This window comes from Bradyrhizobium daqingense (assembly GCF_021044685.1).
Classification (GTDB): domain Bacteria; phylum Pseudomonadota; class Alphaproteobacteria; order Rhizobiales; family Xanthobacteraceae; genus Bradyrhizobium; species Bradyrhizobium daqingense.
The window spans coordinates 2,080,383-2,097,086 of sequence record NZ_CP088014.1; the positions used below are offsets into that span (position 1 = coordinate 2,080,383).

General features: G+C 63.7%; 15 protein-coding genes. 4 read left to right on the forward strand and 11 right to left on the reverse strand.

All coding sequences use genetic code 11. From position 1 onward, the window contains the following. Nucleotides 1-86: 86 nt before the first annotated feature. Nucleotides 87-749, forward strand: a complete 663-nt coding sequence (locus LPJ38_RS09905; protein ID WP_145637573.1) for a phytochelatin synthase family protein — start codon at nt 87-89, stop codon at nt 747-749. A 372-nt stretch (nt 750-1,121) separates the two neighbouring features. Beyond that, on the forward strand, nt 1,122-2,102 hold the full coding sequence (locus tag LPJ38_RS09910; protein ID WP_145637575.1) for an ABC transporter substrate-binding protein: 981 nt from the start codon (nt 1,122-1,124) through the stop codon (nt 2,100-2,102). Nucleotides 2,103-2,394: 292 nt separating this feature from the next. Here LPJ38_RS09910 and LPJ38_RS09915 read toward each other — a convergent pair whose 3' ends face one another. From LPJ38_RS09915 to LPJ38_RS09935, 5 genes are all read right to left on the reverse strand, one after another. Beyond that, nucleotides 2,395-3,486, reverse strand: a complete 1,092-nt coding sequence (locus LPJ38_RS09915) for an enolase C-terminal domain-like protein (RefSeq protein ID WP_145637577.1) — start codon at nt 3,484-3,486, stop codon at nt 2,395-2,397. A gap of 31 nt (nt 3,487-3,517) precedes the next feature. Next, nucleotides 3,518-4,147, reverse strand: coding sequence for a LysE family translocator (locus tag LPJ38_RS09920; protein ID WP_145637579.1), 630 nt, complete (start codon nt 4,145-4,147; stop codon nt 3,518-3,520). A gap of 284 nt (nt 4,148-4,431) precedes the next feature. Continuing rightward, a complete protein-coding gene (locus LPJ38_RS09925) occupies nt 4,432-5,655 on the reverse strand; it encodes an ABC transporter substrate-binding protein (RefSeq protein ID WP_167520558.1) in 1,224 nt (407 codons plus the stop codon). Between the two features lie 152 nt (nt 5,656-5,807). Then, nucleotides 5,808-6,737, reverse strand: coding sequence for a carboxylesterase family protein (locus LPJ38_RS09930; RefSeq protein ID WP_145637827.1), 930 nt, complete (start codon nt 6,735-6,737; stop codon nt 5,808-5,810). A gap of 166 nt (nt 6,738-6,903) precedes the next feature. Continuing rightward, nucleotides 6,904-7,476: an alpha-ketoglutarate-dependent dioxygenase AlkB gene (locus LPJ38_RS09935; protein WP_145637583.1), complete on the reverse strand. Its 573-nt coding sequence runs from the start codon at nt 7,474-7,476 to the stop codon at nt 6,904-6,906. A 79-nt stretch (nt 7,477-7,555) separates the two neighbouring features. On the opposite strand from LPJ38_RS09935, the gene LPJ38_RS09940 reads away from it, so the two are divergent. Beyond that, a complete protein-coding gene (locus LPJ38_RS09940) occupies nt 7,556-7,696 on the forward strand; it encodes a hypothetical protein (RefSeq protein ID WP_007597071.1) in 141 nt (46 codons plus the stop codon). Here the strand turns inward: LPJ38_RS09940 and LPJ38_RS09945 are convergent. Genes LPJ38_RS09945 through LPJ38_RS09955 form a run of 3 tightly spaced genes read right to left on the reverse strand, consistent with a single transcriptional unit; the run spans nt 7,693 to nt 11,508 of the window. Next, a complete protein-coding gene (locus LPJ38_RS09945) occupies nt 7,693-9,279 on the reverse strand; it encodes an ATP-binding protein (protein WP_145637586.1) in 1,587 nt (528 codons plus the stop codon). The two genes, LPJ38_RS09940 and LPJ38_RS09945, sit on opposite strands and share 4 nt — an antisense overlap. Further along, nucleotides 9,276-9,980 (reverse strand): response regulator transcription factor, encoded by a 705-nt coding sequence (locus LPJ38_RS09950; RefSeq protein WP_145637588.1) that lies wholly within the window; start codon nt 9,978-9,980, stop codon nt 9,276-9,278. Before LPJ38_RS09950 ends, LPJ38_RS09945 begins: the two co-directional genes overlap by 4 nt. 19 nt (nt 9,981-9,999) lie before the next feature. Next, nucleotides 10,000-11,508: a DUF4153 domain-containing protein gene (locus LPJ38_RS09955; RefSeq protein ID WP_145637829.1), complete on the reverse strand. Its 1,509-nt coding sequence runs from the start codon at nt 11,506-11,508 to the stop codon at nt 10,000-10,002. 188 nt (nt 11,509-11,696) lie between these two features. Between LPJ38_RS09955 and LPJ38_RS09960 the strand changes: the two genes are divergently transcribed. Then, nucleotides 11,697-13,169 (forward strand): glycoside hydrolase family 3 N-terminal domain-containing protein, encoded by a 1,473-nt coding sequence (locus LPJ38_RS09960; RefSeq protein WP_145637590.1) that lies wholly within the window; start codon nt 11,697-11,699, stop codon nt 13,167-13,169. On the opposite strand, the gene LPJ38_RS09965 is transcribed toward LPJ38_RS09960, so the two are convergent. From LPJ38_RS09965 to LPJ38_RS09975, 3 genes are all read right to left on the reverse strand, one after another. After that, complete coding sequence (locus tag LPJ38_RS09965; protein WP_145637592.1) at nt 13,102-14,373, reverse strand: DUF892 family protein; 1,272 nt, start codon at nt 14,371-14,373, stop codon at nt 13,102-13,104. The genes LPJ38_RS09960 and LPJ38_RS09965 overlap by 68 nt on opposite strands. A 118-nt stretch (nt 14,374-14,491) precedes the next feature. Beyond that, a complete protein-coding gene (hydA, locus tag LPJ38_RS09970) occupies nt 14,492-15,946 on the reverse strand; it encodes a dihydropyrimidinase (RefSeq protein ID WP_145637594.1) in 1,455 nt (484 codons plus the stop codon). 112 nt (nt 15,947-16,058) lie between these two features. Beyond that, nucleotides 16,059-16,667: a TetR/AcrR family transcriptional regulator gene (locus LPJ38_RS09975; RefSeq protein WP_145637831.1), complete on the reverse strand. Its 609-nt coding sequence runs from the start codon at nt 16,665-16,667 to the stop codon at nt 16,059-16,061. Nucleotides 16,668-16,704 lie beyond the last annotated feature (37 nt).

Consider the following 16,704-nt stretch of genomic DNA (forward strand, 5'->3'; position numbering starts at 1 on the left):
CGCATATGGAATCTCCTTCCCGCCGGTTGGTTTCTCAATATAGTTCGTGCAGGCCGATGTCGTCATTGCCGCTAAGGTTCTGACCCATGAAGCGATGGCACCGCGTAAGCATCAGCAGCATCGTTGTCGCCGTGGGTCTGGTGTGTGCCGGGGCCCTGGTGGTCAGTCGAACGCACGTTCCATCAGACGCCATAGCGTCATCGGTAACACGTACTCCTGAGCTTATAGAGCGTGCGTGGCACCTGCCCGTGGCAGCCACATTTCAAAGACACGTTGATTGGCAGTCAAACGGCTCTCGCTGCGGACCTGCCGCTGTTGCGAATGCGTACCGGTCGCTTGGCGAGGCGGCAAGGACGGAGGGCGACGTGTTGGCCGGCACGTGGAGCTGCTGGACAGGGGTATGCATCATGGGCCTCACGCTCGACGAACTGGCCAAAGTCGCCCAGTCGAAGACCAAGCGGAACGTTACCATCTTGCGCGATCTCAGCGAGAAGCAGTTCCTGGAGCATCTCCGTCGCTCCAACGACCCGGGGCGGCGCTACGTCGTGAATTTCGATCGCGCTCAAATTTTTGGCGCTGGTAGCGGGCACCATTCCCCAATCGGGGGCTATTTCGAAGCCGAGGACCTCGTTTTCGTGCTCGATGTCAATGTTGATTTTCAGCCATGGCTCGTCGAGCGGAAGCGGCTGTTCGACGCTGCCAATACGTTCGACGGCGATAAAAAGCGAGGACTGCTGGTCATAGAGTAATATACCGCATGTCGCCTGTTGGCCCGCCGCGGCCTCAAAAAGGGTGCTAAGCCGAGCGATCTGCCGGTCGAGCAGCCGACGCGTTTCAAGCTGATAAATCGAAAAGTTGATAGTGCGCTCGGCTTACAGATCCCACCATCGGTACTAATTGGCGCTGACGAAATCATTGAGTAAGTCGGTACTGGCCCGCAGCGGCCTCGCCAACCGTCCAACGATCGACTGCTCGCACCTGGAGAGCGGATTAGGGCTGTGACCTCTGTTCACTTCAGCACGTAACCCATACCGGGCTACACCAATCGAGGATGATTGATGCGAAGTGTGCTATAGGTTGTCTCCAACGAACCGGAAAGCCATTGGATTGTGGGCAATCTAATGAAGCGACGCGAGTTCCTGACCCTGGTTGGCGGCGTGACGACTTGGCCATTCGCGGCTCAAGCTCAAAGAAGTCGCAAGATTGCTCGGATTGGCGTGCTCTGGCACGCTGGCAATGCAGAGGAAGAGGCGGTCTTTCTGAGGCCGCTGGTAGACGGACTTGCCAAGCTAGGGTACGTGGAGGGAAAGAACGTAATATACGAGCATCGCTTTCCGGCAGAGCAGCCTGAGCGTTTCAAAGCGATGGCCGCGGAGTTGGCGCAGCTTAACCTCGACGTCATCATTACCTCAGCGTCGGCCGCAGCATACGCGGCGAAAGCGGCAACCAAAACTACTCCGATTGTCTTCATTATTGTTGCTGATCCCGTAGGGGGCGGGCTGGTCAATAGCTTTTCGCGACCAGGCGGTAACATCACGGGCTATGCAGTAGTGGATGTTAGCCCAAAGCGACTTCAACTATTCAAAGAGACGTTTCCCAATCTCTCCCGCGTGGCATTGCTTATCAATCCAGATAACCGCTCGACTGCTCAACGCTTTTTCGATCAGGTGGTAGCAGCGGCAAGTCCACTGGATTTAACGGTGCAGCCGATCGAGGTGCTAGGTCCTCGCGACTTCGAGCGAGCTCTTTCTCTCATCCCTAGAGACAAGAAAACTGGCGTGATCACGGTTTTCGATCCCATGTTCTTCAATGAGCGTAGACAGATCGCGCAAGTGGCGATGGCGTATGGCTTGCCCGTGATGGCACCTGCCGACGTCTACGTGAAAGCAGGGGCGCTGATGTCCTATGGTCCCAATTTAGTTGACCTGTTTCGACGCGCAGCAACTTCGGTCGACAAGATATTGAAAGGCGAGCAACCGGGAAATCTTCCGGTCGAGCTGCCAATCAAATACGACTTTGTCATCAATTTAGCGACCGCCAAGACCATACAGATGGATATTCCGGCAACGCTATTAGCGCGCGCCGATGAGGTGATTGAATAGGATGCCTCTAGGCGACCTCTGCTTCTGACCTTCGGCGTCATTGCGAGCGCAGCAAGCAATCCGAAGTCTTCGCTGCGACGGTCTGGATTGCTTCGTCGCAGGACCCTCCTCGCAATGACGAAGGTGAATAGTCATCTCCCCCGACGTCGTCCTGGCCTGGCGCGCAATTGCGCGCGGGGGCCAGGACCCATGCCGCGTGTTCCTCGATTGTGTCCGGTCGCAGCACCGAGCGGCCAATCTTCGCCGGTCACGGCTTCCGCCAGGACGACGCCCAGGATGTAGCGGTAGGATGTCACCCAACGCGATATTTCTTCACCGCCGCCTCGTCCCATTCGATCCCGTTGCCGGGCTCCTCGCTCGGCAGTGCAAAACCGTCCTTGATCTTCAATCGCGTCGCGAGCACCCCGTCGGCCCAGTCGACATATTCCAGCCAATGCGCGGTCGGCGTCACGCAGAGCAGGTGCGCGCTCACCTCCGAGAACAGATGCGTCGACATCTCGATGCCGGCGGCATGGGCGAGCGCGGCGGCGCGGAGCCAGCCGGTGACGCCGCCGATGCGCTGCACGTCAGGCATCACGTAGTCGCAGGCTTCGGCCGTGAGCGCTGCCTGCATCGAGAAGGCGCTGTCGAAATTCTCGCCGATCTGGACCGGCGTGTGCAGCGCGTCCGCGATGCGGGCGCAGCCGGCATAGTCGTCGTGGCGGATCGGCTCCTCGATCCAGGTGAGGCCTTCGTCGTCGAGCATCTCGCCGCGGCGGATGGCCTCGGTGACCGTCAGCGCCTGATTGTAGTCGCACATCAGCGTCACCTGATCGCCGACCGCCTTGCGCACCGCGCGCACGACCGCGAGATCCTCTCGCGCATCGGGCCGGCCGACGCGGATCTTGGCGGCATGAAAACCCTCGGCCAACAGCTTGTGCGCCTCCTCTACCGCGGCGCCCGCCGGCATAATGCCGAGCCCTTTCGAATTGTAGGCTCGCACCGGCTTCGGCGCGGCGCCGAGCAGGCGCGCCAGCGGCAGGCCCTTGCTGCGCGCCAGCGCGTCCCATGCCGCCATGTCGATGCCGGATTGCGCCAGCCGTTGCAGGCCGGCGAGGCCCAACAGCGTGAAGCGCTGCGCCAGCTTGCGCTCGATCTCGAACGGCAGCAGCTCGTCGCCGGCGAGGAGATCCGACATTTCCGTGACCATCGCCGTCAGCGGCTTCAAGGCCGATGGCGTGATCGAGAACAGATAGGCATGCCCGCGTACGCCCTGGTCGGTCTCGCAGTCGATCAGCACCAGCGGCGCCTTGGCGACCGATCCGGTCGAGGTTTGGAGCGGCAGGTTCATCGGCACGATCACGGGCCGCGCCTGGAAGCGCTTGATGCGGATGGTCTCGGTCATGGGGCTCTCCCGGCGGGATGGAATGATCAGGCTACTTTTGCTGCTGCAAGGCCATGCGAACGCCAAGTCCCAGGTAGATCGTCCCGATGACGCGGCCCTGCCAGCGGCCGATGCTGCGATGACGGGTGAGCCAGCCAGCGACTTGCCCGGCAACGAGGGCGATCAATGCGGTGTAGATCGCGCTCATGATGACGAAGATGAGGCCAAGAATTGCAAGCTGGGCAACGACGGAGCCGTGATCGGGACGTACGAATTGTGGGAGAAAGGCCAGGAAGAAGAGCGCCGTCTTCGGGTTGAGCAGTTCGGCCAGCACCGCCTGCCGGAAGGCGAGCGATGTGTCGACCAAACGCGACTGCGCCAACTTGATATCCTCGCCTCTTTCCATAAGCGCGCGGATGCCAAGATAGATGAGGTAGGCAGCGCCGGCGTACTTCACCAGGCTGAAGGCGAGGGCCGAGGTCATCAGCACTGCCGACAATCCAAGCGTAGCCATCGCGGTGTGAAGCAGATCCCCAGTCGCGATGCCAAGGCCGGTGGCAATTCCGACGCGATGCCCGCCCACAGACGAGCGCCCGAGCACCAGGAGGACGGCGGGACCCGGAATGAGAAAGAGGCCGAGAACCACCGCGACATAGGTCAGCAACGTGTCGAATTGGATCATGGTGAGCTCCGATCTGATTGTCAGGAGCTCAAACCAGCCAGACCCGGTCTCTCAATGCAAGTCCTCGAATGGCGTGGGCTCCTGGTTCGGGCGGCGGAGCGAAGCTCCATCATCACCGAGCGCGCCGGGGGCGATCTTCATTTCGGGTCCGGCGCGTGGAGCACCGAAGCGTCCGCATCGTCATGGCCGGGCTTGTCCCGGCCATCCACGTCTTGCCACGTAGCCCGAAGAACGTGGATGCCCTGGACAAGCCCGGGCATGACGGTCGCCTTTGTGTTTGAATGTCACCTTGCCACGCCTTCCGTGAACGCCGTCTCGATTACATCCCCAAAAGGCTGCCACGACCGGCCGTCGAATTGCACCAGGCGCATCTGCTTGATCGGCAGATAGTTGTGGGGCGAGGTGTTCATCCTGATGTCGGGCAGGGCAAGGGAGGGGCGATGATTCCTCAGCGACGCCGCCTGGCGCATGATGTTCTCGCGCGAGACATCGTCGCCGCATTGCCTCAATACCTGGGTGAGCGCCTCGGCCGCGGCATAGCCGTAGACGGCGGCACTGTTGTTGGTGCTTTCGACCTGATGATACTTGTCCATGAAAGCGAACCAGTCCTTCATGGCTGGATCGTCCTTCCAGGCGGGGTCGCTCGGATCCTTCAGAAAGGCCGCGGAGACGACTCCTGCCGAATTTTCCAGGCCCGCCGGCGCCATCGCGTTGGCGATGGTGGCCGAGGAATCGTTCACGATGAAGACTGGACGCCATTTCATCGACGCCGCCAGCTTGATCACCTTGGAGGCCGTCGAGGGCACGCCGAGAAAGACGAAGATGTCGGCGCCCGAGCGCTTGAGGATCGAGACGTGCCCGTCGAGATGCTCGTCGGCGATGTCGAAGGCGATGTCGACGAGGACGTGACGGTTCAGATCGCCGAGACCTTCCTGAATGCCCTTGTAGAGCATGCGGCCGAACTGGTCGTTCTGCCAGAGCACCACGATCTTCTTCCGGGGATAATAGGCCTGGATGTAGTTGGCGTAGATGCGTCCTTCCGACCGCAACGAGGGCTGCCAGCCCATGGTCCAGGGAAACGCTCCCGGCTGGCTCAGCTCCTCGTCGCCGGAGGCGACGAACAGCTGCGGGATCTTCTTCTCGTTGAGATACCAGCGCGTGGCGAGGTTGCCGGGCGTGCCGAACGAGCCGAACATCAGATCCACGTTATCGGTCTCGACCAGGTTGCGCGTCAGCTCCAGCGCCGTCGCCGGATCGGAATTGTCGTCGCGCGTGATGAAGCGGATCTTGCGGCCGTTGATGCCGCCACGCGCGTTGATCATGTCGAAATAGGCGGCCTCGGCTTGGCCGATGGCCCCGAACTCCGAGAGTGGCCCCGAATACGGCATGACATTGCCGATGCGGATTTCCTTGTCGGTCGCGGGTTGGTCCGTACGTTGCAGCGACATCGCCCCGAGCGAGGTCAATGCAGCGATCAAGACGAACAACAGTTTGCCGGTGACGCGCATGCTCGACACCTTGTCGTTGGCCCCCAACGAGGTCGGCTCAGTCCGCACCCAGGCGGATTGATCTACGTCAAGCGTTTGGCGATCGTGTGGCTTTGGCAGCCGGATTCAATGCGGCGCGGCCCGTATGAAATGGCAGGCGTGCTGACGCGCCGCTACGGCAGTCCCCGCGCCTCGAGCTGGCGCACCAGCAGCAGCGTCGGCTCGGCGAGGCTGTCACCGGAGCCGTCGAGGCCGAAGGCGTTGGCGATGCCGTCGCGGCTGCGCAGCAGCGCGCTGCGCGGACAATGGCCGGCGCCGCAGAGCGTCTTCTTCAGGGTCTCGCCTTGCGCGACGATGCCGGGGGAATCGTCCGCGGCCCAGGCCAGCACGATCGGCACGTCGACATTGAGGATGCCGGGAAAGACCGAGCGCATGTTGTACTGGCTGGCGTCGGTGCCGAGATACGCCTTCTCGCTGTCGCTGGCATCCTTGCCTGCGCGGTAGATGCCGGACACCAGCACGACGGCCGCGACGTCGGCGCGGTCGGCCTGAAACTCGGGATGCGCCAACAGGGTGGCGACATGGAACGCGCCGGCGCCGTAGCCGACCGCGACGATTTCGCGGGCGTCGCCGTTGAACAGGTCGATATTGCCGTGGATCCAGGACAGCGCCGCCGCGACGTCGGTGGCCCCCATCGGCCAGGTCGCCGCAGGCGCCAGGCGATAGTTGACGCGGACGCCGATCATCTGGTTGCGCGCGGCGAAGCACATCGCCTGGTCTTCGATCTGTCGTGCCAGTTCCGGCGCCTGGCGGTCGCCGGTAAAGGTGTCGCCGGTCACGAACAACAGCACCGGCCGCGGCGTGTCCGCCTTGATTGCGCTGGTGGCGATGTCGAGCACATTGGCCTCGCTCTCGCCATAGCGCAGCCCGCGCGAGAAGCTGACCTGCTCGCATAGGCGCGCGGTGCCGCCGGCCGTGGTGTCGTTGTCGGTGAGGCCCACTTGCACGAGACCGGACGGCGGCGACAGCCGGGCCGGCATAGGCCCGTGCGCGGAGGCCGTGGTCATGGTCAGAAGCAGGAAAAATGTCAGACAATTCTTCATGGTGATGCCGGCCTTGCGGGCCCATATTGGCTCGCCGATATGGCCTGTCTTTTCAATTCGCCTCATTAGTCAGCCGGCCTTGAGGCAAATTCGCGGCACTGTGACCCGGCGCCGCTCAAGTAGCCTCGAACGCGACCTTTTGTGCATGGGGTTGTTCTTCGCAGTTTTAGACCCGCTTCATCGTCCGGAAGGTGATGGAATAGCGGCGCGCCTCCACCGGCGGAATGCTGTGCTCCCATTGCGACCGCGCCTCGCCGTCCATCATGTAGAGCGAGCGCGGCAGGGCTTCCAGCGTGTGGCGCTCCCATCGCTCGCCGCTGCGGCGGCGGAAGCGGAACTTGCAGGGCGCGCCCAGCGAGAGGCCGAGCACCTTGTCGAAATGCGGCTTGTCGCGGTGCCAGCCGATGCCGACGCCGGCCTCATATTCGGTGCAGAGCACCTGGCGGACGCTGGCCTCCGGCAGCCCCGCCCAAGCCTCCACCTGCCGTGCAATCGGCAGCACCCAGTCAGGGATCGGCTCTGCTTCGGCCAGGCGCTGCAGCGAATAGTCGTAGCGATAGCCGAACGACGCCACCCGGCGATTGCCCTCGAAAGCGCCGAACTGAAACCGTTGGAGCGGCAATGCTGCGATGCGGCCGATCAAGGCCTGCTCGAGAGCGGCATCGATAAAATTGTCCGTATGTCGAAGCCCGGCGGGCCCGGCCAACGGGTCTGCGAACAAGCCAAGCTGCTGCGTCATTCCTCGCACGTCCGTGATGGAACCTATTGGCGGCTGATGCGACTTACATATGACGCGGAGAGTCATGTGCGAGGCTGTCATGGCAGAGAAGCATACCGCTGATCCGGCAGAGATCATGCGGGCGACCGGTCATCCTGAGCTGGAATATGCCGCCGGCTGGACCATTGCCGGTCTGGTCACCATCGGCACCATCGTGGCCGCCTGGGTGTTCGCGATCTAGGCGACCGGGAATTGGAGCTCGAAGGCCGCGCCCTGGTCTGTGGGCTTGAGCCTGATCGAGCCGCCATGGCTCGCCATTACCGCGCGCGCGATCGCCAGCCCCATCCCGGTGCCGCCCTGGTCGCGGCGGGTGGTGAAGAAGGCGTCGAAGATCCTATCGCGGTTGGGTGTCGAGATCGACTCGCCGTCATTGCTCACCGTCAGCTGCAGGGTCGTGCGCTGGTCCACCGCCTCCAGCCTGATTGTCCTCGCCTTGTGCCGCATCGCATTGTCGGCGAGATGCGACAGCACGATCAGCGCCTTCTCGCTGGACATGCTGACCGCTCGATGAAGGCTCCCACTGCACAGAATTTCGCTTTCCGGGAAGCGGCTCCTGAGGTCGGCGATCACGGGGGCAAGCTCGGTCCGCTCGTTCTGCGGCAGGCTTTCGGCGCGGGCGAGCTCACGCAGCCGCTGCGCCATCGCCTCCAGCCGCTGGGTATCGGACAGGATGTTGGTGATGAACATCTTCTGCTCGGCTGGCGTCAGGCTGCCCGATTTGCCCTGAACTGAGTCCTGTAGCAGCTCGGCCGCGCCCTTGATCGACGTCAGCGGCGATTTCAGCTCGTGGGTGAGGTGGGCCGAGAACGTCGCGATATAGTCCGAGCGCCTTGCGAGCCGCTCGGCCATGCCGAGGAAGCTGTGCGAGAGCTGGGCGAACTCGCGTGTGCCGTAATGCTGCAGCGGCTTGAACGCCTCGCGGTCGCCGCGGCCGATTCGGGCGGCGCGGTCGATCAGCTCACGCATCGGCAACGTGATGGTGCGCGAGAACACGAGGCCGATCGCGATGGTGCCGAGGATCACGGCGAGCCCGGCCAGCACGAACTTGCCGCGTTCCTGGTAGAGATGGTCGAAGATGTTGCTCGGCGTGCGCGTGGTGTAGATCACCCCCGCGACGCGGTTGTTGACGATGACGGGCATCGCCGAGAACACATGCACGCCGAGGCCGCGGCTGAAGGAGTAGATCGGCGGCGGCGGCTTGTCCGGCACGCGGTTGCGCAAGGTGGCGCGGTATTGCCCGTGGAGAGCGTCCGCGACCTCCTCGATATGGGCGAGCGATTGCCCGACCTCCTGCCGGCCGGCGATCACCACGCCCTGCGGATCGAGGATGCGAAAGCCCGCCAGCGTCACCTTCTGGGTCTCGCGGATGATCGGCGTCAGCCTGGCGCCGATCTCGACATAGGCCGGCTCGGCCGGCCGGACCGCTGCCTGTGCATCCGGCCGCCGCCGCAGCAGGTCGTTAGCAGTGAGATCGAGCGCGGGGCGGATCGGCGTGACCTGGTCGCCGGGATCGGGCAGCACGCCTGGCGGTACCTCGGCGCCGAGCGTCAGGCCGCTATCGAGCCTTGCCGTAACCTCCTGCGCATAGATCGTCGCGAGCACGCGGCTCTGCGCGATCAGCTCGGCCTGGGTCTGGCGGATCAGCTGGTTGTCGTAGAGGCGGAAGAAGAACAGGCCCACCAGCGGCAGCACGCCGACAGTGGTCAACACCGTGAAGATGACAAGCCCAAGCGACGGCCGCCATTTGTCGGGAGCCGCGCTCATGCCTCTTTCTCGCAACGGCCGAGCTTGAACCCGACACCGTGGATGGTCTCGATCACGGTCTCGCAATTTTGCGCGGCGAGCTTGGCGCGGATGTTGCGGATATGGCTGTCGATGGTGCGGTCGGAGACCTGGATGTTGAGCTGATAGGCCGCCCGCATCAATTGCTCGCGGTTGAACACCGAGGTCGGCCGGGTCAGGAAGGCGCGCAGAATGCCGAACTCGATCGCCGTCAGCTTGAGCGGCGTGCCGGCAAAGGTCGCGACATGCTGCTCGGGATCGATCAGGAGGCCACCTTGCATGAGCGCGCCCGGGCCGGTCTTGATCTCGCCGTTGCGGGGACTGAGACGGCGCAAGATGACGTTGACCCGCGCCACCAGCTCGCGCGGGCTGAACGGCTTGGTCACGTAATCGTCGCCGCCGATCTCGAGGCCGAGGATGCGGTCGATCTCCTCGTCGCGCGCCGACAGGAACAGGATCGGCACGTCGGAGCCCTTGCGGATTTCGCGGCAGACATCGAGCCCGTCGAACTCGGGCATGCCGATGTCGAGCACGATCAGATCGGGCTTGTCGGCGGCAAAGCGGGCGAGCGCCTCCTTGCCGTCGCGCGCCTCGATCACGTCCATGCCGGCCTTCTTCAGGGCGACACGAATGACCTCGCGGATGTGGCCTTCGTCGTCGACGATGAGAATGCGATGCGCCAAGAAACTCTCCGTGTCCTCGTCAGCTCGCCGGCTGGCTGCCGGTCCGAGCTTTCGCCTGGGCGTCCAGCCTGCGCTGGAGCCGCCAGTCGCGAAAGCTCCAGCTTCGCCAGGCCAGGTCCTGACGCTGCTGTTCTACAAGGCGGTCGCGGCGTGGCACAAGGCAGCCCTCCCTGGCGGCGGGCCGCAGCGCAAGCGCCTTGTCGATGGCGGGCACCGCCTGCGGTCCCAGCGTCATGAGATAATCGATGTCGATCTGCACGCCTTTCCCCGACACTTCCCGGCTGTGGGCGACATTGTAGTCGGCGATGAAGGCGTCGAAGTTCACGAGCGAGCACCCATAGAGCACGATCGTCAATGCGATCAAATTCGCGCCGACCAGCCATTGGTTGGACCTGTCGAGCACGATGCGCGCGACGATCAGGATCAGGCCGAGCGCCACCAGCCCCATCCAGATGAACGCCGCGATCCGCCAATAGGTCAGCATGTAGATGTCGACATAGAGATCGAGCCGGCGGATGGATGAGGCGACCAGTAGCACGTTCTGTCCCACCCAGAGATAGACCAGCGGCCGGATCACCTTCGATTTTTCGGCCGGCCCGCCCGGGCGCATCGCCACCAGCACGAAAGCGGCGGCGAGCAGTGCGGTCGCGATCAGCGGGTAGGCGCCGCGATGGGCATAGGCGGCATAGGTCAGATTGTCGGGCAGTGCCGCATGGCCCCAGAGATAGATGCCGTCGAGGATCGATTGCGCCGCGAACAGCAGGTTGAACAGGATCAGCGAGCGCAGGACGATGGAGGGGCCCAGGAGTTCGACCGGGACGAGCGGCGCCCGAGGCTCTGATCCAGCGGCATCGGTTGCGCTCGCAACGGCAGCCTTCTTGCTCCGCCATCGCACATGGATGAAAGGCCAGACCAGCGCCAGCATCAAGCTCCAGAACAGCACGCGCCGCACACTGACATATTCCAGGATGAGCTTCGGATTGAGCAGGGACACCCATTGTTCGATGACCGGATTGGCCGCCGCGAACAGCGCGATGAACACCCCGCTCAGGATCATCGGCAGCAGCCAGAGCGCGATGCCACGGGTGAAGGCCGACCAATTCAGGACCTGGAGCGCTTCCGGGAAGAACCGCAAGAAGCCGAACAGAACGAAGCTTCGGAGTGCGCGGGCGCGGTCTGGAAGCCCGGTCGTCTCCGGATTGGTCGCGAGCAGCAGGGCGACGAGCAGCGCCGCGATGGAGATCAGGAACGAGAGCGTGTTGAGCTGCTCCACGACCGGCACCAGGCCGAGCGCGACGATCGCACCTCCGATTGCCGCGCGTCGAAGATTGAGCGTCGCAAGATTGGCGAGCAGCGAGGCACAGGCGATCGCCGTCGCAAAGATCGCCAGCGACAGCCCGATCCGCTGGCCGTAGAAGAGCCAGTCGGCGAGCGCGGCGAGCAGCAGCGCCATGGCGAGCTTGGCCGACAGCGCGGAAGGCCTGATCGGTTGGATGTCCGTCGTCGAGGTCGAAGCCAGGCTGGTCATGTCCAGAAGATTCTCCGTGAAGGGTGGCATGACGAACTCTGAACGGTGCTTGTGCAGACGGCGGGATCAACGTCTGCACGGTTTCAGGAGTCTTTTGCAGTTTTCGTGCAGCTGCGCTTTTGCCTCTCGCGCAGCGCGGATCGCTTTGATAGGTGCGAAGCATTCGCTCCAACCGCGTGTGACGCATCATGCAATTTCTCAAGCGCATCGGTCTCATCCTGCTCTGGCTCGCCGCGCCGCTCGCTGCATTCGCGGCGGCAAACAAGAACGATCCCTATCTGCTCGTGCTGCGTGGCGCCGGAAACGTCGCCCTTGTCGTCGCAAGCATTGTCGTCGTCATCGCCTTGCTGCGAACAGGGCGCTGGCGCAGCACGGCGGGCAAGCTGCTCGTCATCCTCTGGTGCCTGACGCCGCTGTTGATGGGGGCGGCGCATGTCAGGTTCGAGCTGCGCAAGCATGATGTCCTCACCGCCAGCGCCGCCGAGGCACAGCAGCTCGGACCTCACTTCATGGTCGGCTATTCCTCCTTTCCGGAAGTCGCGCGCCTCGCCGAGCAGGGATTGATCGGCAGCGTTTACGTCACCCGGCACAACATCCGGGGACGGACGGTCGAGGCGCTGCGTGCGGAGATCGCGGCGCTTCAGGACAAGCGACGCGCGGCCGGCTTGCCGCCGCTGGTCGTCGCTGCCGACCAGGAGGGCGGTATCGTCGGCCATCTCGCACCGCCGCTGACCAAGGTGCCGGCGCTGGCGACGCTCGCCGCGCTCGCCCCGGAAGACCAGCAGGCCAAGGCCGAAGAGTTCGGCCGCATTCACGGGCGCGAGCTTGCAGGACTCGGCGTCAATCTCAACCTCGCGCCGGTGCTCGACCTCAAGCCGCCGCCGCGGCGCAATCGTCTCGATTTCCACACCCTGATCGGACAGCGCGCGATCGCGACCGATCCCGCAGTCGTCAGCAGCATCGCGAGTGCCTATGTGCGCGGGCTGGAGGACGCTGGCGTCGGCGCGACGCTGAAGCATTTTCCCGGCATCGGCCGCGTGCGCGACGATACCCATCATTTCAGCGCCAATCTCGATACGCCGGTGGCGGAGCTGGAGGCAACGGACTGGCTGCCGTTCCGCGCGGTGCTGTCGCATTCGCGTAGCGCGCTCATGGTCGGTCATGTCACGCTCACCGCCGTCGATCCCGATCGCGCCGCCTCGCATTCGAAGCGTGTCGTCCAGGGGATCATCCGCGACAAGTGGAATTACCAGGGGGTGGTGATGACCGACGATCTCGTGATGGGCGCGATCTACCAGAACGACGTCTGCAAAGCCGTGGTGGAGGCGATCAATGGCGGGGTCGATCTGCTGCTGGTCGCCTATGACGGCGTGCAGTTCTACCGCGTCTTCGCCTGCGCCCTGGACGGATTGCGGCAGGGCAAGCTCGACGCGGCAATGCTGCGCGCGAGCCAGACGCGGCTCGAAGGAGGCTTCGCGGTCGAGCAGGCGCGGGCCGTCTCACTCACCAAGAGCAGGCGCAGCGCGCACCGCCCCGCGCGCGATGGCGAGGGGCGGTTGACGTCGAACGTTCACGTTTCGTCGTCAGCGCTTCCTATTCGGCCTGCTCCAGCGCCGCAGGCATTTTCGCGACTGACATCAGCGAGCGTGCCACCTGATTGAGCAGGAGATCGGCATTCTCTTCCTCGGCAAGCGATTTCGAGAGCAGGGCAACGACCGCGCTGTGCCGGAGCTGTTGCGCGAGGTTGCGTGCCGTGGTGTAGCCCGACATCTCGTAATGCTCGACGCGTTGGGCCGCTGAGATCAGGGCGAGGTCGGCGGCCGCGTCCTCCTTCTCCTCGCTTTCCTTCATGACCTCCTGGCCTTCCTCGATCAGGCCCATCATGCCCTTGCAGGGCTTGGCCCGGGCGTTCTCGCCGAGCAGCTCGAAGCATTCATTGATGCGCTCGACCTGGTTCTCGGTCTCGGCCAGATGCTGCTCGAACAATTCCCGCAATTGATCGAAACGCGCGGCCTGGGCCATCTTGGGAAGCGCCTTGGTCAACTGCTTCTCGGCGTGGAGGATGTCACGCAGCTCGTGAAGCAGAAGATCGGTCAGACCGGCCTCGTCGACGGGCGGTGAGCTCTCCGTGACGATCGACGGGGCAGCGCCGGGCTCAGAAGACTGAAGCGCAGGCGATTCCGTGAAGACCCAGTCTTCGCCTTCGTTCCAGGGACCGCGCGTGTCGATCTCGCCGTGATCACCGCTACCGGTGGAGTCGTTGAAGTATTGATTCACGAGGCCGGGCGTCGGGGCGATCCGCCCGATGCTGAAGGCGGGCTTGGACAGGCTTTCGAGAGCGCGCGCGAAGGCTTTCATATGCGTGATCTCGCGCGTCATCAGGAACTGCAGTGCGTCCTTGCTGCCGGCGTCGTCGCAGAAATTGATCAGGCGCTCATACACGATCTTCGCGCGGGCCTCGGCGGCGATGTTGCTGCGAAGGTCGACGTCGAGCTCGCCGGTGATCTTGAGATAGTCGGCCGTCCAGGGATTGCCTTGTGAGTTGAAGAGATTGACGCCGCCGCCGCCGGCAATCGCGATCAACGGATCGGCTTCCGCGGCCTGACGGTCGTTCTTTGAGGGCGCGAGATGCATCCGCGCCAGGCAACCGACCACCTCGAGATGGCTGAGCTCTTCGGTGCCGATGTCCATCAAGAGGTCCTTGCGGTCAGGATCCTCGCAGTTCAGCCCTTGAATCGAATATTGCATCGCGGCCGCGAGTTCCCCGTTGGCGCCGCCGAACTGCTCGAGCAGCATATTACCGAAACGCGGATCGGGTTCGTCGACGCGCACGGTGAACATCAGTTTCTTGACGTGGTGATACATGGAGGGACTCGCGTGCTGGAGGGAAATATGCGCGACAACGAGGCCTCCGAAGGTTCGTTCCTAAGTGCTCCAAGATTCAAGGCGCGGTTGTTTGGACGTCCGCCCAGATGCGACGGCTTTACGGCGTCACCGCGCCGCGTTCGACCGCGCGCGGGGCGGTCAGCTCTTTCCAGATCGAGTTGGCCAGATGCACTGGCGAGAAGGCGGGCCGTTCGATGTAGCGGCCGTCGCCGGCCTTAACGCGCAGATCACCGTCCTTCCAGGCAATGCGGCCATGTGACAGCGTCACGGCCGGCCCACCCGTGCAGGAAAAGCCTTCGAACACGTTGTAATCGATCCGGCTCATCTGTCGCTTGGCGCTGATGGTCCTGGTCGCCTTGGGATCCCATATTACGATATCGGCATCCGAGCCGACTGCGATCGCGCCCTTGCGGGGAAAGATGTTGAGGATGCGGGCGATGTTGGCCGAGGTCACCGCGACGAACTCCTCTTTGGTCAGGCGTCCTGTGGTGACGCCCGCGGTCCACAACAGCGCCAGGCGATCTTCGAGGCCACCGGTGCCGTTCGGGATCTTCCTGAAGTCGGTAAGGCCGAACCGCTTCTGCGCGGTGGTGAAGGCGCAATGGTCGGTCGCGACCACCTGGAGCGAGCCGGCTTGCAGGCCGGCCCACAGGCTGTCCTGGTGCGACTTGTCGCGGAACGGCGGCGACATCACGCGCTGCGCGGAATGGTTCCAGTCTTTGTTCTGGTACTCGCCGGCATCGAGCAGCAGATGCTGGATCAGCGGCTCGCCATAGACGCGCTTTCCGGCCGCGCGGGCCCGCGCGATCGCCTCATGGGCTTCGCGGCAGCTGGTGTGCACGATATAGACCGGCGTACCCGTCATGTCCGCGATCATGATGGCGCGATTGGTGGCTTCGCCCTCGACCTCCGGCGGCCGCGAGTAGGCGTGGCCTTCCGGGCCGGTGACGCCGCGTGCGATCAGCGCCTCCTGCATCAAGGCGACGACGTCGCCGTTTTCTGCATGGACCACCGGCATGGCGCCGAGATGGGCGCAGCGCGCGAACGAGTTATAGAGCTCGTCATCGTTCACCATCAGCGCGCCCTTGTAGGCCATGAAGTGCTTGAAGGTGTTGATGCCGTAGGTTTTGACCACGGTCTCCATCTCGTCGTGGATCTGCTTCGACCACGACGTCACCGCCATGTGGAAGCCGTAGTCGGCGGCCGCCTTCTCGGATTTGTGCCGCCAGTCCTGATAGGCCGCGAGCATCGACTCGCCGGGATCCGGCAGGCAGAAATCCACCACCATGGTCGTGCCGCCGGCGAGCGCCGCCTTGGTTCCCGATTCGAAATCGTCTGCCGTCACGGTGCCCATGAACGGCATTTCGAGATGGGTGTGCGGGTCGATGCCACCCGGGATGACGTAGGCGCCGCCGGCGTCGATCACGTCGGTGCCGGTCGGCGCATCGAGCGAGGCCCCGATCGCGACGATGGTCTCGCCCTCGATCAACACGTCGGCGCGGCGCGAATGATCGTGATTGACGACGGTGCCGCCGCGGACGAGGAGGGGCATGAAGGACTCCGGGAGTGCGAGGGATGTTTCGCCGCGAGGCTAGGCGTGGCCGTCGCGATACGACAGGCGAAATTTTAGTCAGCCTCAGCCAATGGTTTCACCGCGTCGGCCCTTAAGCCCCGTGCGCGGCCAGTCCATCCAGCATTGCGCGCACGAGGCCCGCGATCTCCTTGCGCAGCGCCGGCAGCGGCACGGCGACCAGCTTCTGCTCCAGTCCCAACGCCACCATACCATGCACCGCCGAGAACAGGCTGCGGGCGGTGATGCTCAGCTCCCCCTGGCCGCGCTCAGGAAACAGCCGCGCCAGCGGCTGGTAGATGTGGCGGAACAGCTGCAGCTGGTCGTTGACGGACCAGTCGGGGAGGACCTTGTCAGCCGCCATGCGATGCTCGAACAGTGCGCGCCAGAGCTCGAGATTCTCGGCGGCGAAATCGCAATAGGCGATGGCGGTGCGGACCAGAATTTCCTGGGGCGATGGTTCACCCGCGCGTTCCGCCGCGCTGAGGGCTTCGTCGAGGCGATGCAGGGTGCGCGAGCCGACGCGCAGGACGAGTTCGTCGACGTCAGCAACGAGATTGTAGACAGCGCCGTTGGCGCACCCGATCTCCCGGGCAAGATCGCGGGTCTTCAGGCCCGCCAACCCCCGCTCCGCAATCATCCGCTCGGCCGCCTTGATCAGTTCGAGCCGTAATTTCTCTCGCCGTTCCAATGCCTTACTTATCATTAACCAAACTCTTGAGCGATGCTCAAATATTTCT